Annotated in this window: 21 protein-coding genes; 4 read left to right on the top strand and 17 right to left on the bottom strand. The window is 63.8% G+C overall.

Features of this window, described 5'->3' with window-relative positions; genetic code table 11:
• From AC56LK_RS13510 to pabB, 3 genes are read left to right on the top strand one after another with little or no spacing between them, the layout of a single operon-like run.
• Positions 1-729 carry a pyrimidine 5'-nucleotidase gene (locus AC56LK_RS13510; RefSeq protein WP_497185015.1) on the top strand — a complete coding sequence of 243 codons (729 nt, stop codon included), beginning with the start codon at positions 1-3 and terminating at the stop codon, positions 727-729.
• 27 nt (positions 730-756) lie between these two features.
• Positions 757-1,335 (top strand): nucleoid occlusion factor SlmA, encoded by a 579-nt coding sequence (slmA, locus tag AC56LK_RS13505; protein ID WP_497185014.1) that lies wholly within the window; start codon positions 757-759, stop codon positions 1,333-1,335.
• A gap of 18 nt (positions 1,336-1,353) precedes the next feature.
• The gene (pabB, locus tag AC56LK_RS13500; protein ID WP_497185013.1) at positions 1,354-3,186 is read left to right on the top strand and encodes an aminodeoxychorismate synthase component I; all 1,833 of its coding nucleotides are present in this window, start codon (positions 1,354-1,356) and stop codon (positions 3,184-3,186) included.
• A 3-nt stretch (positions 3,187-3,189) separates the two neighbouring features.
• Here the strand turns inward: pabB and AC56LK_RS13495 are convergent, their stop codons facing one another.
• Both AC56LK_RS13495 and AC56LK_RS13490 read right to left on the bottom strand, forming a co-directional pair.
• Positions 3,190-3,780 (bottom strand): glutathione peroxidase, encoded by a 591-nt coding sequence (locus AC56LK_RS13495; protein WP_497185012.1) that lies wholly within the window; start codon positions 3,778-3,780, stop codon positions 3,190-3,192.
• 41 nt (positions 3,781-3,821) lie between these two features.
• Positions 3,822-4,244: a CoA-binding protein gene (locus AC56LK_RS13490; RefSeq protein WP_497185011.1), complete on the bottom strand. Its 423-nt coding sequence runs from the start codon at positions 4,242-4,244 to the stop codon at positions 3,822-3,824.
• A gap of 99 nt (positions 4,245-4,343) precedes the next feature.
• On the opposite strand from AC56LK_RS13490, the gene AC56LK_RS13485 reads away from it, so the two are divergent.
• Entirely contained in the window at positions 4,344-4,967 is a 624-nt protein-coding gene (locus tag AC56LK_RS13485) for a peptidoglycan recognition protein family protein (protein WP_497185010.1), read from the top strand.
• A gap of 3 nt (positions 4,968-4,970) precedes the next feature.
• Here AC56LK_RS13485 and AC56LK_RS13480 read toward each other — a convergent pair whose 3' ends face one another.
• The 15 genes from AC56LK_RS13480 to mnmG form a co-directional block, all read right to left on the bottom strand.
• A complete protein-coding gene (locus tag AC56LK_RS13480; protein WP_497185009.1) occupies positions 4,971-6,641 on the bottom strand; it encodes a serine hydrolase in 1,671 nt (556 codons plus the stop codon).
• Between the two features lie 247 nt (positions 6,642-6,888).
• Positions 6,889-7,248, bottom strand: coding sequence for a hypothetical protein (locus tag AC56LK_RS13475; RefSeq protein WP_497185008.1), 360 nt, complete (start codon positions 7,246-7,248; stop codon positions 6,889-6,891).
• A 179-nt stretch (positions 7,249-7,427) separates the two neighbouring features.
• Positions 7,428-7,850 (bottom strand): F0F1 ATP synthase subunit epsilon, encoded by a 423-nt coding sequence (locus AC56LK_RS13470; protein WP_497185007.1) that lies wholly within the window; start codon positions 7,848-7,850, stop codon positions 7,428-7,430.
• A 27-nt stretch (positions 7,851-7,877) separates the two neighbouring features.
• Positions 7,878-9,284, bottom strand: a complete 1,407-nt coding sequence (gene atpD / locus AC56LK_RS13465) for a F0F1 ATP synthase subunit beta (RefSeq protein WP_497185006.1) — start codon at positions 9,282-9,284, stop codon at positions 7,878-7,880.
• A 105-nt stretch (positions 9,285-9,389) separates the two neighbouring features.
• Entirely contained in the window at positions 9,390-10,265 is an 876-nt protein-coding gene (atpG, locus tag AC56LK_RS13460) for a F0F1 ATP synthase subunit gamma (protein ID WP_497185005.1), read from the bottom strand.
• 56 nt (positions 10,266-10,321) lie between these two features.
• Positions 10,322-11,863: a F0F1 ATP synthase subunit alpha gene (gene atpA / locus AC56LK_RS13455; protein WP_224946990.1), complete on the bottom strand. Its 1,542-nt coding sequence runs from the start codon at positions 11,861-11,863 to the stop codon at positions 10,322-10,324.
• A 76-nt stretch (positions 11,864-11,939) separates the two neighbouring features.
• On the bottom strand, positions 11,940-12,473 hold the full coding sequence (locus tag AC56LK_RS13450; RefSeq protein WP_436108541.1) for a F0F1 ATP synthase subunit delta: 534 nt from the start codon (positions 12,471-12,473) through the stop codon (positions 11,940-11,942).
• A gap of 2 nt (positions 12,474-12,475) precedes the next feature.
• On the bottom strand, positions 12,476-12,946 hold the full coding sequence (locus AC56LK_RS13445) for a F0F1 ATP synthase subunit B (protein ID WP_436108540.1): 471 nt from the start codon (positions 12,944-12,946) through the stop codon (positions 12,476-12,478).
• 73 nt (positions 12,947-13,019) lie between these two features.
• Positions 13,020-13,259 carry a F0F1 ATP synthase subunit C gene (gene atpE / locus AC56LK_RS13440; RefSeq protein WP_056340707.1) on the bottom strand — a complete coding sequence of 80 codons (240 nt, stop codon included), beginning with the start codon at positions 13,257-13,259 and terminating at the stop codon, positions 13,020-13,022.
• Between the two features lie 86 nt (positions 13,260-13,345).
• A complete protein-coding gene (atpB, locus tag AC56LK_RS13435) occupies positions 13,346-14,182 on the bottom strand; it encodes a F0F1 ATP synthase subunit A (RefSeq protein ID WP_497185004.1) in 837 nt (278 codons plus the stop codon).
• A 2-nt stretch (positions 14,183-14,184) separates the two neighbouring features.
• A complete protein-coding gene (locus tag AC56LK_RS13430; protein WP_436108538.1) occupies positions 14,185-14,523 on the bottom strand; it encodes an ATP synthase subunit I in 339 nt (112 codons plus the stop codon).
• A 269-nt stretch (positions 14,524-14,792) separates the two neighbouring features.
• Positions 14,793-15,665, bottom strand: coding sequence for a ParB/RepB/Spo0J family partition protein (locus tag AC56LK_RS13425; protein WP_497185003.1), 873 nt, complete (start codon positions 15,663-15,665; stop codon positions 14,793-14,795).
• A 21-nt stretch (positions 15,666-15,686) separates the two neighbouring features.
• Positions 15,687-16,457 carry a ParA family protein gene (locus tag AC56LK_RS13420; protein WP_497185002.1) on the bottom strand — a complete coding sequence of 257 codons (771 nt, stop codon included), beginning with the start codon at positions 16,455-16,457 and terminating at the stop codon, positions 15,687-15,689.
• A gap of 114 nt (positions 16,458-16,571) precedes the next feature.
• Positions 16,572-17,231 (bottom strand): 16S rRNA (guanine(527)-N(7))-methyltransferase RsmG, encoded by a 660-nt coding sequence (gene rsmG / locus AC56LK_RS13415; protein ID WP_497185001.1) that lies wholly within the window; start codon positions 17,229-17,231, stop codon positions 16,572-16,574.
• Positions 17,228-19,162: a tRNA uridine-5-carboxymethylaminomethyl(34) synthesis enzyme MnmG gene (mnmG, locus tag AC56LK_RS13410; protein ID WP_497185000.1), complete on the bottom strand. Its 1,935-nt coding sequence runs from the start codon at positions 19,160-19,162 to the stop codon at positions 17,228-17,230. The genes rsmG and mnmG overlap by 4 nt, the downstream gene beginning before the upstream one ends.
• Between the last annotated feature and the right edge of the window lie 220 nt (positions 19,163-19,382).

Raw genomic sequence — 19,382 nt, 5'->3', positions numbered from 1 at the left:
GTGCCAAATCATAACCCTGCTTCTCCCGTCTGGCTGTTTGATCTCGACAACACGCTGCATGACGCCTCGCATGCGATCTTCCCGGCCATCAGCGCGAACATGAACACCTATATCGCGCGCGTGCTGGGTGACGGCGGCACGCCGGCCAGCCAGGCGGTCGTCGACGCCGCCCGCCTGGGCTACTGGAAGCGCTACGGCGCCACCCTGCTCGGCATGATCCGGCACCACGGGGTATCGGCGGCCGACTTCCTGCACATGACCCACGACCTCGGCGCCCTCGACAAGCTGGTGCGCGCCGAAAAAGGCCTGGGCACGCTGCTGCGGCGCCTCCCGGGCCGCAAGATCCTGCTCACCAATGCGCCGACGCGCTACTCCACCGACGTGATGCGCCACCTGGGCCTGAGCCGCCATTTCGCCCACCACGTCGCGATCGAGCACATGCACGTACACCGCCAGCTGCGGCCCAAGCCATCCAGCCTGATGCTGCGCCGCCTGCTGCGCAAGCACGGGGTGGCGGCACGCCGCTGCATCCTGGTCGAGGACACCCTGGCCAACCTGAAAAGCGCCAGCCGCCTCGGACTGCATACCGTGTGGGTGACGCAATACCTGCGCATGAGCGACCCGATCGGAAAAGCACCCTTGCCGCGGACCTTGAAACGCCCCGGTTATGTCGATGTCAAAGTAAAATCCGTGCGGCAACTCCCGGCGCGCCTGCACCGGCTGCGTTGAAACGACCAACTACTGACTAAGGATCACATGGCAAGCACCAAGCCGGGCCAGCGCAAGCTGCAAATCCTCCAGGCCCTGGCCTCGATGCTCGAGCAGCCGAAGGGCGAGAAGATCACCACGGCGGCGCTGGCGGCGCGCCTGTCGGTATCGGAGGCGGCGCTGTACCGTCACTTCGCCAGCAAGGCGCAGATGTACGAAGGCCTGATCGAATTCATCGAGTCGAGCGTGTTCGGCCTGATCAACCAGATCGCCGAGCGCGAGGAAGACGGCGTGCACCAGGCGCATGCGATCCTGCAGATGCTGCTGTCCTTCGCCAGCAATAATCCGGGCATGACCCGGGTGCTGATCGGCGACGCCCTGGTGGGCGAGGACGAACGCCTGCAGCAGCGCATGAACGGCTTCTACGACAAGGTCGAGCTGGCGTTCAAGGGGGCCTTGCGGGTCGCCGTCACCCAGGGCCACGGCCTCGAGACCGACGTCGCGGCGCGCGCCAGCCTCTTGGTGAGCTACGTGACCGGACGCTGGCACCGCTACGCCAAGAGCGGCTTCAAGCAGAACCCGGCCGAAGGCACGGCCCTGCAGCTGTCGCTGCTGCTGGCGGCCTGAGGCTGCGAGCGAGGCACCATGGACACCCAGGAAGTCTTTGCGCTGCTGGACGACGCAGGAAGCTCGGGCGAAGCCCGCTCGCGCCTGTACAGCCGTCACGCGGGCACGCTGCGCTGTATTGAAGCAGCCGGCTGGCCCCAGCTGCTGCAGGAGATGCAGGAGGCGCTGGGACGCGGCCTGTACGCGGTCCCGCTGCTCAGCTACGAACTCGGGGCCCACCTGCAAGGGGTGCCCGCGCACGCGGTCGACGGCGCGCTGGCGCAGGTGCTGCTGTTCGAACAGTGCGAGCACCTCGCAGCGGCGCAGGTCGAGGCCTGGATCGCCACCCGCGCCGCGGCCGGCGAGCCGGCGGGCGTGGCCGGCATCATGTCCAATGTCGACGAAGCAGCCTTCACCGATGCCATCCGGCGCATCCGCGACTACATCGCCGCCGGCGACACCTACCAGGTCAACTACACCTACCGCCTGCGCTTCGAAGCCTTCGGCCCGCTGGTCAAGCTGTATGCGCGGCTGCGCGCGCGCCAGCGCGTGCCCTACGGCGCCCTGGTCGCGCTGCCCGGCGGCGAAGCCCTGCTGTCCTTCTCGCCCGAACTGTTCGTGCGCCACGATGCCGGCGTGCTGACGGCGCGCCCGATGAAGGGCACGGCGCCGGCCAGCGGTGACGATGCGGTGGACGCGCAGCGCTCCGATGCGCTGTCCCAGGATACCAAGAACCGTGCCGAGAACCTGATGATCGTCGACCTGCTGCGCAACGACCTGGGCCGGGTAGCGCAGACCGGCAGCGTCGAGGTGCCGGCGCTGTTCGAGGTGCGCCGCTACGGCAGCGTGCTGCAGATGACCTCGACCGTGCAGGCGCGCCTGCGCGCCGACGTCAGCCTCGAGCAGGTGTTCGCCGCCCTCTACCCCTGCGGCTCGATCACCGGCGCGCCCAAGCGCCGCACCATGGAGATCATCCACGAACTCGAACCGAGCGCGCGCGGCATCTATACCGGCGCGATCGGCTGGTTCGATCCTCCCCAGGACGGCAAGGCCTTCGGCGACTTCTGCCTGTCGGTGCCGATCCGCACCCTGGCGCTGGGCGCGTCCCAGGGCGGCACCCGCCAGGGCGAACTGGGCGTCGGCGCCGGCATCGTCTACGACAGCGATGCGCCTTCCGAATTCGCCGAATGCCAATTGAAGGCGCGCTTCCTGACCGGTCTGCCCAACGAGCTCGAGATCTTCGAGACCCTGCGCGCCTCCTGGGACGACGGCTGCCGCCACGTCGAGCAGCACCTCGACCGCCTGGCCGCCTCCTGCCGCCATTTCGGGCTCCCGTTCGACTTCGGCAGCGCCCGTGCCGCCCTGAACGAGGCCTGCCTCGCCCTGCCCCCCGGCCAGCTGCACCGTTTGCGCCTGTCGGTGGGCCCGGCCGGCGCGCTGAACCTGCAGGCAGCGCCACTGACACCCCTGGCCGAACCGGTCAGGCTGCTGCTGGCGAGCGAGACGACGCACTCGGGCGACCTGTTCCTGCGCCACAAGACGAACGTGCGCAGCCGCTACGACGCGGCCTGGCGCGCCGCCGAGGCGCAGGGCGCCTTCGACTGCCTGTTCTTCAACGAGCGCGGGGAACTGACCGAGGGGGGACGCAGCAATGTGTTCGTGCGCTTCGGCACGGCCTGGTTTACGCCGCCGCTGTCCTGCGGCCTGCTGCCGGGCGTGATGCGCGGCGTACTGCTGCAGGCGCCGGCCTGGAACGCGAGCGAGCGCGTGATCACGCGCGCGATGCTGGAAGAGGCGGACGACATCGTCGTCTGCAATGCGCTGCGCGGACCGCTGCGCGCCGTCATTGTCGACGACGGCAGCCTGGCTTGAGTGTTACGGAGCGAGCGCCTGCTCGATCTTGCCGACCAGCGCAGGATCTTCCGGCGTCACCTTGCTCGGGAAGTGCTCGAGCACCTTGCCGTCGCGGCCGATCAGGTACTTGGTGAAGTTCCATTTCGGCGCCTGGCCGGTCGCCTTGGTCAGGCTGGCGTGCAGCGGATTGGCTTCCGGGCCGGTGACCACGCTCTTGGCGAACATCGGGAACTTGACGCCATAGGTGTTGAAGCAGAGGTCGGCGATCTCTTTCGCATTGCCCGGCTCCTGCTTGCCGAAGTCGTTCGACGGGAAGCCCAGCACCACCAGGCCGCGGCCGCCGTATTTCGCGTACAGCTTCTCCAGTCCTTCATACTGCTTGGTGAAGCCGCAGTAGCTGGCCGTGTTCACGACCAGCACCACCTTGCCGGCGTACTGGCACAGGTCCTGCGGCGCGTCGTCCTGCAGGCGCTTGAAATTCTGCTTGAGGATGGCCGGGCAGCTGGCCGGCATGCGCGCGGCGGCCGGGGCGGCTGCTGCCTGTGCGGCGGCCGGCGGGGCGATGCCGGCTGCGGCGAGGGAGGCGAACAGCAGGGCGGTGGTCTTGATCATGGCGGGAGTTCCCTGGTTGTGATGCCACGATTGTACCGCGCTTATCCTCTCAGGCCGCGGTGCTCGATCTTGATGCAGTGGTTCATGACGACGTCGAGCCCGGCGGCGCGTGCGAGGTCGGCGGCGGCCTGGTTCTCGATGTCGAGCTGCATCCACAGGCAGCCGGCGCGCACGGCGATCGCATCGCGGGCGATCGGCGGGATATCCTCGGACTTGCGGAAGCAGTCGACGATGTCGATCCGCTGGCCGCTGCTGGCGAGGGAATCGGCCACTTCCTGCAGCGTGCCGTAGACCGTTTCGCCCAGGATGGACTCGCCGGCATAGCTCGGGTTCACCGGCACGATGCGGTAGCCCTGCTGCTGCAGGTAGGCCGCCACCTCGTGGCTGGCGCGGTCCGGCTTGTTCGACAGGCCGACGATGGCGATGGTCTTGCTGTCGCTGAGGATCTGGGCAATGCTTCTCATGATGGATTCGTTAGGTTCGGGGCTCAGCCTTAGCTTATCAGATTTGCATCACGCGCGCTTTCGTGGAAAGATGCGGACTCGTCCCCTATCGAGCACGCCATGCGCCTGACCGCCCTCTCTTCCTTCGCCGCCCTCGCCCTCGCGCTGGCGTCCCCGTCCGCCCATGGGGCCGAACCGCTGGCCGCCGTCGGACGCGCGATCGTCCCCGTCGCCGCCTGGGGCGGCACCCCGGCCGACGTAAGCAAGGCGCGCCGCCACGCCATCAGCCAGATCACCCTGCACCACCAGGGCGAGCCTTTCAAGCCCGGCACCGACCCGCAGGCCTACCTGCGCCGCCTGCAATCCTGGTCGCGCACCAGCAAGGGCTGGCTCGACATCCCCTATCACTACGTCATCGACCTCGAGGGCCGCGTCTACGAGGCGCGCAACATCGACTTCGCGGGCGACACCAATACCGACTACGACCCGTCCGGCCATGCCCTGATCGAGGTGGTCGGCAACTTCGAGGAAGTGGAGCCGAACCAGCAGCAGCTCGACGCCGTGGTCGACCTGATGGCGCTGCTGGCGGCGAAGTACAAGGTGTCGCTGGACGATATCAGGAGCCACCGCGACCACTCGGATAAAACCGTGTGCCCGGGCGCGAACCTGTACCGCTACGTGAAGGAGGATTACTTCCGCCACAAGGTGGCGCTGCGCCTGGCCGGCGAGCAGGCCAGGCGCTGAAGCTCAGAGCTTGCGGGCCGGGATGTTGCGCCCGCCCTGCTTCAGCACGAAGCCCTGCCCGGCCGCCGGCTCGAAGCTGATCTCGGCATCCACGTCGTTCGAGAAGAACACGGTCTCGCTCATCGGGAAGATTTCGGTGCGGCCCTGCCCCGTGGCCTGCGCGAAGTAGCGATCGCCGTCGCGGCTCAGCTCCATCACGAAGCCGGGACGCAGCTCGTAGCGCCCGACGCGGCTGTCGAAGCTGGTGTTGGCAATCTTGACCGCCTTGCGGCCGGCCGGCACGTCGCCGGTACGCGGGTGCAGCTCCGCGTTGCCGTCCTGGTGCAGGGTCATCGCGCTGACCTTGCCGCCGGCGTCGCGCTGGAAGGCGAACCAGTCGAGCCCACCCGGCACGAAGAACTCGTTTGCCGATGCCGCCTTGAGCGCGACCGGCGGACGGCCGCTGAGCTGCATGACCAGGCCGTCGCCGCTGCGGCGGAACACGCGCTGACCACCCTTTTCCGCCTCGTAGGTGCCGGCGACGGCATCGAGCGCCGCGCCGTCCAGCGCCACTTCCCTGAACTCGCGGTAAGGCTTGCCGATGGCGATGCCTGCGGCCTTGCGCGCCACCACGCCCGGATTCGCCGGGCCGCTGTCGCTGTTGGCCAGCACCGCCACATAGACCTTTTGTTCCGGGAAGCGCAAGGCATAGGTGCTGAAGCCGTTGATGCCGCCGCCATGGCCCATGCTGGTCTCGCCCTGCACCTTGTCGACGTCCCAGCCATAGCCGTAGCCGGTGGCCTTGCCATCGCTCAGACGGTAGGAAGTGAACGCTTGCTTCCAGCTGGAAGGCTTGAGCAGGCGGCCGGCGCCGATCGCCGCGTCCCAGCGCGCCAGGTCGTCCACGCTCGACACCAGCGAGCCGGCGGCATAGGGCTGGGTCATGCTGAGCGGTCTGGCGGGACCGAAGCCCTTCTCGCCGCGGCTATGGCCGGCCGCCATCGGCGCCTTGCCGCGCGTGGCGCCTTCGTAATGGGTGTCCTGCATGCCGAGCGGCTTGAAGATGCGCTGCTCCAGGAAGTTCGCATAGGACTGGCCCGAGATCTTCTCGATGATCGCGCCGAGCAGGAAGTAGCCCGAGTTGTTGTAGCGGTACTGGCTGCCCGGCTCGAAGTCGAGCGGATCGTTCTTGAACGAGTCGATCATCTGGGCCACGCTCATGTCCTGCGCCATGCCGGCCATGTAGCCCGGCTTGCCGGTGTAGCTGGCGATGCCCGAGGTATGGGTCAGCAGGTGCTCGATCGTGATGCGCTTGCCCCTGGTCGGATAGTCCGGCAGGTGCTTGGTGATATCGTCGTCCACCGACAGCTTGCCCTCTTCCGCCAGCATCAGGATGGCGGTCGCCGTGAACTGCTTGGTGATGGAACCAAGGCGCAGCGCCATCTCCGGCGTCATCTTCACGCCCTTCGCGGTATCGGCCAGGCCATAGGCCTTGCGCAGCACGGTCTTGCCGTCCTTGACCACGATGACGGTGGCGCCGGGGGCGTCGGCCTTGAAGTAGGGCGCGATCGAGGCGTCGATGCGGCCGGCCAGTTCCTGCTCGGCGAGCGCGGACCTGGGGGCTTCCTGGGCCTGCGCGGCCTGTGGTTGGCACAGCAGCAGCACGGCGGCGCAAATGGCGGTACGGAGGAGCATGGTCAGTCCCTTTCGATTGTTGTGGTGGCGCAGAAAAGAATATGCCCGGCTTGCCTGGATGGCAAGCAGCGGGCGACAGAGGGCCGTTATGCGGCCCAGGCGTCATGATCGGTATTCCCTTGTTGTTATGGAGTGCCGTGACTGTATTTGCGGCCCCGCTCAGCCGCAATCGATAGCCGACAAGTGGTCGTTCGGATGGGTCAGGTGGTAGCTATCCGGGGGCGAACGGGGCGCTCGCCGGCGCGCGTCAAGGCAGCCGGGCGGCGAGGAACAGCCAGATCACGGTCATCAGGAGGATGCCGGTCACGGTCACGCAGGACCCGGTGAAGAACAGGGCCGACAGCATGGTGGCGGACAGCACCCGTTCGAACAGGAAGCCAAGCACGAAGTCGAAGGTGGCCAGCACCGACCAGCGCCGCATGTAGACCGGCAGGTAGCGGCTCATGCGCCGGTTGTGTTCGCGCGCGGCATGGCGTTCATAGAGGTTGCGGGCGGCGCTGATGTCGCGGAACAGCCAGCCGAAGAAGAGGAAACGGTACAGGGTCTGGCCAAACGGGGATTCAACCGCCTGGATTTGCTGTTCGCGAGGTTCTGGAGGGAGTGCCATGGTCCGGCCCGACGATTCTCATGCTGGAATCAGGATACTAAGCCGGAATGGGGCGCGCACCCGTGCGCCAGTTAACCGTGCGCGGCATTCGATGCTGCCAAACATTGCGGCAAATCAAGTGCCAATAAAAAAGGCAGCCGGAAGGCTGCCTCTTTGTACCGCAGACGCGGATGCTCGAATCAGCGTCCTTTCGAACGCAGCTTCTGGATCGCTGCCAGCTGCGCGATTGCCGCGGCCATTTCGGCCTGGGCTTTCGCGTAGTCGATCTTCGATTCCTTGTTCAGCATCAGCTCTTCGGCCTGCTTCTTTGCTTCCAGTGCCTTCGCTTCGTCCAGGTCGCCACCGCGGATCGCGGTGTCGGCCAGCACGGTCACGCCGTTCGGCTGCACTTCGAGGATACCGCCGGCGACGAAGACGAACTCTTCGCCACCGCCAGCCTTCTGGATCCGTACAGCACCTGGGCGGATGCGCGTGATCAGCGGGGTGTGCTTCGGGTAGATACCCAGCTCACCCGCTTCACCCGGCAACGCGACGAATTCGGCCAGGCCGGAGAAGATCTGCTCTTCGGCCGAGACCACGTCCACTTGAATAGTGTTTGCCATGTGTACCCTTCAGTTGCAGAAGCCGACTTAGCCTGCAGCCAGCTTCTTGGCCTTCTCGATTGCTTCCTCGATGGTGCCGACCATGTAGAAGGCCTGCTCCGGCAGGTGGTCCAGTTCGCCCGACGCGATCATCTTGAAGCCCTTGATCGTATCTTTCAGCGAAACGTACTTGCCCGGCGAGCCGGTGAACACTTCAGCGACGTGGAAAGGCTGCGACAGGAAACGCTGCATCTTACGTGCACGGGCGACGACCAGCTTGTCTTCCGGTGCCAGTTCGTCCATGCCCAGAATCGCGATGATGTCACGCAGTTCCTTGTAGCGCTGCAGGGTGCCCTGCACGGCGCGCGCGGTGTTGTAGTGCTCTTCACCGACGACCAGCGGGTCCAGCTGGCGCGAGGTCGAATCCAGCGGATCGACTGCCGGGTAGATACCCAGCGAAGCGATGTCACGCGACAGAACGACGGTCGAGTCCAGGTGGGCGAAGGTGGTTGCCGGCGACGGGTCGGTCAAGTCATCCGCAGGGACGTACACGGCCTGGATCGAGGTGATCGAACCGGTCTTGGTCGAGGTGATGCGCTCTTGCAGGCGGCCCATTTCTTCGGCCAGGGTCGGCTGGTAGCCCACTGCCGACGGCATACGGCCCAGCAGTGCCGACACTTCGGTACCGGCCAGGGTGTAGCGGTAGATGTTGTCGACGAAGAACAGAACGTCCTTGCCTTCGTCACGGAAGGCTTCCGCCATGGTCAGGCCGGTCAGCGCGACGCGCAGACGGTTGCCCGGCGGTTCGTTCATCTGGCCGTAGACCATCGCCACCTTCGAGTTGGTCGGGTTTTCCAGGTCGACGACCTTGGCGTCCGCCATCTCGTGGTAGAAGTCGTTACCTTCACGGGTACGCTCACCGACGCCGGCGAACACGGACAGACCCGAGTGCGCTTTTGCGATGTTGTTGATCAGTTCCATCATGTTGACGGTCTTGCCGACGCCGGCGCCGCCGAACAGGCCGACCTTACCGCCCTTGGCGAACGGGCAGACCAGGTCAATCACTTTAATGCCGGTTTCCAGCAGGTCGGTCGACGGCGACAGTTCGTCGTAGGCCGGCGCATCGCGGTGGATCGATGCCATGCGCTCGTGGCTGACCGGACCGCATTCGTCGATCGGGTTGCCCAGCACGTCCATGATGCGGCCCAGGGTCGGGGTGCCGACCGGGACCATGATCGGGTGGCCGGTGTTCTGGATGATCATGCCGCGGCGCAGGCCTTCCGAGCTGCCCAGTGCAATGGTACGGACCACGCCGTCGCCCAGCTGCTGCTGGACTTCCAGGGTCAGTTCCGAACCTTCCATTTTCAGTGCGTCGTACACTTTCGGCATGGCGTTACGCGGGAATTCCACGTCGACCACTGCGCCGATACACTGAACGATTTTGCCATCAGCCATTTTCGTTCCTTCAGATATAGTTAAATTCTTTATGCTTTGATCGGTTGGGGACAGAGTACCGCTCGCTGCGCTCGCTTAACTCTTTCCCCAAAGCGCCTAGTTCGATTAAACGGCTGCTGCGCCGGAAACGATCTCGGAGAGTTCTTTGGTAATCGCCGCCTGGCGGGTCTTGTTATAGACCAGCTTCAGGTCGCTGATGACACTGCCGGCGTTATCGCTCGCGGCCTTCATCGCGACCATGCGCGCCGACTGCTCGGACGCGAGGTTTTCTGCAACCGCCTGGTACACCAGCGCTTCCACGTAACGCACCAGCAGCTCGTCGATGACGACTTGCGCTTCCGGTTCGTAGATGTAGTCCCAGCTGATACCGCCGGCATCCTTTTCCAGGTGCTTGGCCGGCAGCGGCAACAGCTGCTCGACCATCGGCTCCTGCTTCATCGTGTTGATGAACTTGGTGTAGCACAGGTAGACAGCGTCGAGCTTGCCTTCCTGGTACGCGTCCAGCATCACTTTGACCGGGCCAATCAGCTTGTCCAGGTGCGGGGTGTCGCCGAGCTGGGTCGCTTGCGAAACGACCTTCATGCCCATGCGGTTCAAGAAGCCCAGGCCCTTGTTGCCAATGGCAACTGCCTCGACGGTGTTACCTGCCTGCTCCTGCTCGCGCGCCTTCAGCGTCACCTGGCGCAGCACGTTGGTGTTCATGCCGCCGCACAGACCCTTGTCGGTCGTGACGACGATGAAACCCACGGCCTTCGCCTTCACGTGCTTGGCTTGCGCCATGAACGGGTGCGTGTACTCCGGGTTTGCGCCGGCCAGATTGGCGGTGATGGTACGAACCTTGTCACTGTAGGGACGGGCGGCGCGCATACGGTCCTGCGCTTTGCGCATTTTCGATGCGGCGACCATTTCCATCGCCTTGGTGATCTTCTTCGTATTCTCTACGCTCTTGATCTTGCCACGAATCTCTTTGCCTACTGCCATGAGTCCTTACTCCTTCCGCGCACCGGCGCCGTGCTCACACGACGCCGGCTTGACGATTAATATGCGCCGGATTTTTTGAAATCAGCAATGGCGGCGGCCAGCGCAGCTTCGCCGTCCTTGTCCAGTTGCTTGGTTTCGTCGATCTTCGACAGCAGGGCAGCGTGGCTCGACTTCAGGAAGTTGTGCAGACCGTGCTCGAACGGCAGCACTTTCTTGACTTCGATGTCGTCCAGGTAGCCTTTGTTGACGGCGAACAGCGATGCGGCCATCAGCGAGGTCGACAGCGGCGAGAACTGCGGCTGCTTCAGCAGTTCGGTCACGCGGGCACCGCGGTCCAGCTGCTTGCGGGTCGATTCGTCCAGGTCCGATGCGAACTGCGCGAACGCAGCCAGTTCACGGTACTGCGCCAGGTCGGTACGGATACCGCCCGACAGGCCCTTGATGACCTTGGTCTGGGCTGCACCACCGACGCGCGACACCGAGATACCGGCGTTGATCGCAGGGCGGATACCGGCGTTGAACAGCGAGGTCTCCAGGAAGATCTGGCCGTCGGTAATCGAAATCACGTTGGTCGGAACGAAGGCCGAGACGTCGCCTGCCTGGGTTTCGATGATCGGCAGTGCGGTCAGCGAACCGGTCTTGCCGGTGACGGCGCCGTTGGTGAACTTCTCGACGTAGTCGGCGTTCACGCGGGCTGCGCGCTCGAGCAGACGGCTGTGCAGGTAGAACACGTCGCCAGGGTATGCTTCGCGGCCCGGTGGGCGGCGCAGCAGCAGCGAGATCTGGCGGTAGGCAACTGCTTGCTTCGACAGGTCGTCATAGACGATCAGTGCGTCTTCGCCGCGGTCGCGGAAGTATTCGCCCATCGCGCAGCCCGAGTAGGCCGAGATGTACTGCATCGCTGCCGATTCCGAAGCGGAAGCGGCGACCACGATGGTGTACTCCATCGCGCCGTGCTGTTCCAGCGAGCGGACGATGTTCTTGATGGTCGATGCCTTCTGGCCGATGGCGACGTACACGCAGGTGACGCCCTGGCCCTTCTGGTTGATGATCGCGTCAACCGCAACGGCCGATTTACCCGTTTGGCGGTCGCCGATGATCAGCTCACGCTGGCCACGGCCGATCGGCACCATCGCGTCGATCGACTTGATGCCGGTCTGCATCGGCTGCGAGACGGATTCACGGGCGATCACGCCCGGCGCGATCTTTTCGATCGGAGCGGTCAGCTGTGCATTGACCGGACCCTTGCCGTCGATCGGCTGGCCCAGTGCGTTGACCACGCGGCCACGCAGTTCCGGACCGATCGGCACTTCCAGGATGCGGCCGGTGGTCTTGACGGTGTCGCCTTCCGAGATGTGCTCGTAGGCACCCAGGATGACGGCGCCGACGGAGTCGCGCTCGAGGTTCATCGCCAGGCCGAAGGTATTGCCAGGGAATTCCAGCATCTCGCCCTGCATCACGTCCGACAGACCATGGATGCGGCAGATACCGTCGGCGACGGAGATCACCGTGCCTTGATTGCGAACTTCAGCCGAACCTTCCAGACCCTGGATGCGGCTCTTGATCAGTTCGCTGATTTCAGAAGAATTAAGTTGCATGAGTGCTAACTCCAAATGTTTTTGATGCGTAGGGCAAGGGCGCTAGCGCCGGCGCGTGCTGCTAGATATCGGACGATTACGACACCAGCGCAACATGCATCTGTTGCAGCTTGGCGCGTACCGAGGTATCGAGCACTTCGTCGCCGACGACCACGCGCACACCACCGATCAGCGAAGGATCCACTGTCACCGTTGGGTTCAGCTTGCGGCCAAATTTCTTTTCCAGCGTAGCGACCAACTGGGCCAGCTGGTCACCCGAGATCTCGAAGGCGCTGACGATGGCCGCATCGGCGGCGCCTTCGTTGGCGTTCTTCAGTGCCGCGAACTGGGCGGCGATTTCGGGCAGCAGGTTGACGCGGCCGTTTTCGGCCAGCATCGCGATAAAGTTCTTCGCTTCAGCGTTCAGCGGCGACTTGACCAGGGACGCAATCGTGTCGGCCAGCTGGGCAGCGGTGACCTTCGGGTTGGCGGCGAAAGCCTGCACTTCCGGGTTGGCGCCGATCTGGCCCAACTCGGCAGTGACGGCCGACCAGGCGGCCATGTCGCCCGACTGGGCGACACGGAACAGCGCTTCGGCGTAAGGGCGGGCGACGGTTGCGAGTTCAGCCATGATCAGAGCTCGGTCGACAGTTTCGACAGCAGGTCGGCGTGGACCGCTGGGTTCACTTCACGCTTCAGGATCTGCTCGGCGCCTTGCACTGCCAGTGCGGCTACCTGGCCACGCAGTTCTTCGCGGGCACGGGTCACCTGCTGCTCGGCGTCTGCCTGTGCTGCTGCGACGATACGGGCGGCTTCTTCGGCGGCGGTTGCCTTGGCTGCGTCGATGATCTGGGCAGCACGCTTTTCAGCGTCGGTGATGCGCTTCTGGACTTCGTCACGGGCGCCTGCCAGTTCGGTCTGGACGCGCTTTTCAGCGGCGGCCAGGTCAGCCTTGCCACGGTCAGCGGCAGCCAGGCCATTCGCGATCCTCTCGGCGCGCTCGTCGAGCGCTTTCATCAGTGGCGGCCACACGAATTTCATCGTGAAGCCCGCCAGGATGAAGAAGACCACGAACTGGACAAACAAAGTTGCGTTCAAGTTCACGGTAAATTCCTTCTCACAAAAACGGATGCCGAACCAGGGACGGTTCGGCTCTTCAGATCAAGGTCGTGCTTGATTAGCTGAACGGACGTGCGAAGACGAACAGCATGGCGATACCAACGCCGATCAGGAATGCCGCGTCGATCAGGCCAGCCAGCAGGAACATCTTGGTCTGCAGGGTGTTCATCAGTTCTGGCTGACGTGCAGAAGCTTCCAGGTATTTACCGCCCATGATTGCGATACCGATGCAAGCACCGATGGCGCCCAGGCCGATGATCAAACCGCAAGCCAGTGCAACAAAAGAAAGGTCAGTCATGTGTAACTCCAAAAGTTAATTTAAAAACTAGATTAAAAACTACAACTTCTTTACAACCACTATCTGTTCGATGCTTGCGGCGCCGATCAGTGGCCTTCATGGGCCTGACCGATATACACCAGCGTCAGCATCATGAAGATGAATGCCTGCAGGAACACGATCAGGATGTGGAAGATCGCCCAGATCGAACCCGCGATGATGTGACCGATCACACCAAATGCGGTGGCCATGGAGCCGAGCAGAGCAATCAAGAGGAACAGCAGCTCACCGGCATACATGTTGCCGAACAGTCGCATACCCAGCGACACGGTTTTTGCTGCATATTCGATGATGTTCAGGAGCAGGTTGAACGGCGCCATCCAGATGCCGAACGGGGCTGCGAACAGTTCGTGGATGAAGCCACCCAGGCCCTTGATCTTGACGCTGTAGTACAGCATCAGGGCCAGCACGCCCAGCGAGATGCCCAGGGTGCCGTTCAGGTCGGCGGTCGGGACCACGCGGTGGTACGGGAAGATGTTTTCGACGCCCAGCAGGCCGAACAGGCCGGCGAACATGTCGACCGGCAGGAAGTCCAGCGAGTTCATGATGGCGACCCAGACGAACACGGTCAGTGCCAGCGGCGCGATGAAGCTGCGGTCACCGTGCACGATCGACTTCGACTGGTCTTCGACCATTTCGACCAGCATCTCGACGGCAGCCTGGAAGCGGCCCGGCACGCCCGAGGTGGCTTTGCGCGCAGCCGCCCACATGATCAGGCAGCCGATCAGGCCGGCAGTGATCGACCAGAAGATCGTGTCCAGGTTGAAGACACTGAAGTCGACCACGAAGTCCTGGTGCTTGTTCGACAGGTGACCCAGGTGGTGGGTGATGTATTCTGATGGGGTGGGCGCGTGTGCTGCGCCTTCTACGGTTGGAGTCGCCATTGTCAGTGCCTAAATAATAAGATGATGTAACTCTTCAGCGCCACGATGAACCCGGCGACCAGTGCCAGCCAGTTCAGGTCGTGGTACAGCTTCGCGACCGCGAACAGAAGCGCGACCGTCAGTGCAATCTTTACAAATTCCCAGATGAAGAATGTTGCAGGACTGGCGCCTCCGGCCCGTTGGGCGTTGGCGAACAGCCGTACTGCCATGATGCCGTTGGGCACTACACAACACAAACCGCCCAGTACTGCGGAAAACATCGCAGACCATCCCCCCAGCAGTGCGGCGATCAGGCCGACGACTACTGTTGCAATCAATTGCAGGGAGACGATACGCAGCATATTGTTCTGGTTTCTCGCCGCGCGATCGGACAGTTACGATGTGGTAATTACATGAATCAGCGGGATTATAAGTGGTTATACGGACGCGAGTCAAACGATTCCGCGCTTATAACTGCCGCGTAAAGATGTGATGGGAGCAACAATGGGATTGCTGAAATCCCTATATTTTCAGTAACTTAACCCTGGCGTGGGGGAACCGGACCGTGGCATGCATACGTCACCGGAACGCGTGGGCAGGAAGACCCGCCCACGGTCCGGCAAGACACAATTCAGGCGCGCAGACGGGCCAGGACGCCGTCGAGAATGTCGAGGTCGGCGAAGTCGATGATCAGCTGGCCCTTGCCCTTCGCGCCCATCTTGAACATCACCGGCGTCGCCAGCTTGTCCGACAATTCCTCTTCCAGGCGCACGATGTCGCCCGGCTTGTCCTTGGCGCGCGCCGGCGTTGCCGGGCCGGACTGTTCCTCAAGGGCACGGGCGACCAGCTTCTCGGTCTCGCGTACCGACAGGCGCTTGGCGATCACCTGGTTGGCCAGGGTGATCTGGTGTGCGCTGTCGACCGCCAGCAGGGCGCGGGCATGGCCCATGTCGATGTCGCCGGCCATCAGCATGGTCTGCACCGGCTGGGCCAGGTTGATCAGGCGCAGCAGGTTCGACACTGCGCTGCGCGAACGGCCGACGGCCGCGGCCGCCTGCTCGTGGGTAAAGCTGAAATCGTTGATCAGGCGCTGGATGCCCTGCGCTTCTTCGAGGGGGTTCAGGTCTTCGCGCTGGATGTTCTCGATCAGGGCCATGGCCGCGGCCGACTGGTCGTCGACGTCGCGCACCAGCACCGGTATCTCTTCCAGTCCGGCCATCTGGGCCGCGCGGAAGCGGCGCTCGCCGGCAATGATCTCGTAGGGCACGCTGGCGCCCTCCCCCAGCGGACGCACCAGCACCGGCTGCATGATGCCCTGGGTCTTGATCGAGGCGGCCAGCTCGCTGAGCGAGGTTTCGTCCATGCGCGTGCGCGGCTGGTACTTGCCGGCCTGGATCTGGTCGATCTTCAGGGACGACGGTGCTTTCGCCGGGGCCGGCTGGCTGTCGCCGCCGAGCAGCGCGTCGAGGCCGCGTCCGAGGCCCTTGAGTTTTTTGGTTGCCATTTCTGTGTCAGCTCTCTGTGATTACATTGTCTTGATACGTTCGACCATTTCCGCGCCGAAGGCGATGTACGCCTGCGCGCCCTTCGAGGACGGATCGAACACCACGCCCGGCATGCCATAGGACGGTGCTTCGGCCAGGCGCACGTTGCGCGGGATGATGGTCTTGAACACCTTGTCGCCGAAATGCTGCTCGAGCTGGCTCGACACCTGCTGCGAAAGCGTCATGCGTGGATCGAACATCACGCGCAGCAGGCCGATGATGCGCAGGTCGGTGTTCAGGTTGGCGTGCACCTTCTTGATCGTGTTGACCAGGTCGGACAGGCCCTCGAGTGCGTAGTACTCGCACTGCATCGGGATGATCACCCCATGCGCCGAGCACAGGCCGTTCAAGGTCAGCAGCGACAGCGCCGGCGGACAATCGATCAGGATGAAGTCGTAGTCCTTGTCCACAGCCTCCAGCGCATCCTTCAGGCGGCGCTCACGATTCTCCAGCGCCACCATCTCCACTTCGGCGCCGGCCAGCTCGCGGTTGGCGGGCAGCACGTCGAAGCGCCCCGCCTCGGAACGCAGGCGCGCGCCGGCCACATCAAGCTCGCCGAGCAGCACCTGGTAGATCGAGCCTTCGAGCGAAGCCTTGTTGATGCCCGCCCCCATGGTGGCATTGCCCTGCGGGTCGAGGTCGACCAGCAGCACGCGCTGGTCCAGCTTCGCCAGGCCGGCCGACAGGTTGACGGTGGTGGTGGTCTTGCCGACCCCGCCCTTCTGGTTCGCTACGCAAAAAATCTTCGCCATCTATTCTTATCCGTTGGAGGGGACAACAAGACGCTATACCGTTCATATCGTACAAACCATTTTAACGGTTCATACCTTATAAACGATATAAACTATTTATACGGTTTATTCTGTTTAGGTCGAAGTTTGCTCCGACCGCTCGACGAAAACGAGGTGACGCTCCGCGCCGAGCCTTGGAACCCGCAGGGGCTGCAAACCCGTCACTTTCCATTCTGCAGGCACCCGCTCCTGCTCTTCGGCCGGCGCCGTGCCTTTCAGGGCGATGAATTTTCCGCCCTCCGCAAGCAGGTGCCCCGACCACTCCAGAAAATCGCTCAGGTCCGCGAAAGCACGCGAGGTGATGACGTCGAATTGGTCGCTCACCTGCAATTCCTGCACCTTCATCGTGTACACGCTGACGTTGGAAAGTTCGAGCTCGGCTTTTACTTGCTTGAGGAATGCGGTTTTCTTATGCACGGTGTCGATCATCGACACTTTCATGTCCGGGCGGCCGATGGCCAGCACGATGCCGGGCAGGCCGCCCCCTGCCCCGACGTCCAGCACATTCCGCGCTTCCGCAAAAGCCGGCACCGCGGCGAGCGAATCGAGCAGGTGGTGGGTCACCATCTGCATCGGGTCGCGCAAGGAGGTCAGGTTGTAGACGCTGTTCCACTTGTTCATCAGCGCCAGGTAATCCAGCAGCTTTTCCTGCCGGGCCGGGGTGACGTCCAGCTTCATCTCGCTAATGCCGTCGGCAAGCACTTGCGCCAGGGCGGCGCGGTCGAAATACTTCATTCAGCCGCCTCCGCGGTCGCGTTGCTGGTGAAGCCCTTGGCGCCGCGCTTCTTGAGGTGCACCAGCAGCAGCGAGATCGCCGCCGGGGTCACGCCCGAGATGCGCGAAGCCTGGCCCAGGGTCTCCGGACGCTGCTTGTCGAGCTTCTGGCGCACCTCGATCGACAGTGCCGCGATCTCCAGGTAATTCAGGTTCTCGGGCAGCTTCAGGTTCTCGTAGTGCTCATGGCGCTCCACTTCGCGAGTCTGGCGGTCGATGTAGCCGGCATATTTCAGCTGGATCTCGACCTGTTCCTTGACCGCCGGATCTTCCACGCCGGGTCCGCCCAGGGGCTGGCCTTCGATGCCGGTCATGCTGACCAGGGTGTCGTACTGCACACCCGGGCGGCGCAGCAGGTCGGCCAGGTTGTACTCGCGCTCGATCGCCTGCCCCACCACGCGCTCCGATTCGGCGGCGGCCAGGATGCGCGGGTTGACCCAGGTCGAGCGCAAGCGCTCGAGTTCGCGGGCCACCGCTTCACGCTTGGTCTCGAAGGCGGCCCACTGGGCGTCGCCGACGATACCGAGCTGGCGGCCGATCTCGGTCAGGCGCATGTCGGCATTGTCCTCGCGCAGCGACAGGCGGTACTCGGCGCGGCTCGTGAACATGCGGTAGGGTTCGGCCACGCCCTGGGTGGTCAGGTCGTCGACCAGCACGCCGAGGTAGGCTTCCGAACGGCCCGGGGTCCAGGCTTCCTTGCCCTGGGTCTGCAGCGCGGCGTTCAGGCCGGCGAGCAGGCCCTGGGCCGCCGCTTCTTCGTAGCCGGTGGTGCCGTTGATCTGGCCGGCAAAGAACAGGCCCTGGATCGCCTTGGTTTCCAGCGAGGCCTTCAGGCCGCGCGGATCGTAATAATCGTATTCGATGGCGTAGCCCGGGCGCAAAATAAAGGCGTTCTCCATGCCGCGCATCGACCGCACCAGGTCCAGCTGCACGTCGAACGGCAGGCTGGTCGAGATCCCGTTCGGGTAGAACTCATTGGTCGTCAGGCCCTCCGGCTCCAGGAAGATCTGGTGCGACTCTTTCGAGGCGAAACGGTGGATCTTGTCTTCGATCGACGGGCAGTAACGCGGGCCCACGCCTTCGATAACGCCCGTGTACATCGGGCTGCGGTCGAGGCCGTTGCGGATGATCTCGTGGGTCTTTTCATTGGTGTGCGTCACCCAGCACGGCACCTGGCGCGGGTGCATGGCGGCATTGCCCATGACCGAGAACACCGGCACCGGATCGAGGTCGCCCGGCTGTTCGGCCAGCACCGAGAAGTCGATGCTGCGGCCGTCGATACGCGGCGGCGTACCGGTTTTCAGGCGGCCCTGCGGCAGCTTGAGTTCCTTCAGGCGGCTCGACAGCGACACGGCCGGCGGGTCGCCGGCGCGGCCGCCCGAGTAATGTTGCAGGCCGACGTGGATCTTCCCGTCCAGGAAAGTACCGGCCGTCAGCACCACGGCGCGGGCGCGGAACTTCAGTCCGACCTGGGTCACGGCGCCGACGACGCGCTCGCCTTCCAGCATCAGGTCTTCCACGGCTTGCTGGAACAGCCACAGGTTCGGCTGGTTTTCCAGGCGCGAGCGGATCGCCGCCTTGTACAGGACGCGGTCGGCCTGGGCGCGGGTAGCGCGAACGGCCGGGCCCTTGGAAGAATTCAGGATGCGGAACTGGATGCCCGCCTCGTCCGTGGCGATCGCCATGGCGCCGCCGAGTGCATCGACTTCCTTGACGAGATGGCCCTTGCCGATGCCGCCAATCGATGGGTTGCAGGACATTGCACCCAGGGTTTCGATGTTATGGGTCAGCAGCAGGGTCTTTTGGCCGGTGCGTGCAGACGCGAGCGCGGCCTCGGTACCGGCATGGCCGCCGCCGACGACGATGACGTCGAATTCTGTAGGAAATAGCATGATGGAGAGTAAGGCGAGGAGTCTAATGCGCGATTATAGATTCTTTTTTCTTGCAGAAGCTTTTGGGGGGCTGAAAACGACAGATTTTGTTCCACGTGGAACAAATCGGGATAGGGGCGGCCAGTTGTCTGGCCGGTCCCCTCCCACACCACCCGGCATGCGGGTCCGCACCGGGCGGTTCGAGTAGTTGAGGTTAAGTGAGGCGAGGCATGCCGAGGCG

Source organism: Telluria sp. ZB4P36, assembly GCF_059685865.1.
This window is presented reverse-complemented; position numbering and strand designations above follow the sequence as displayed.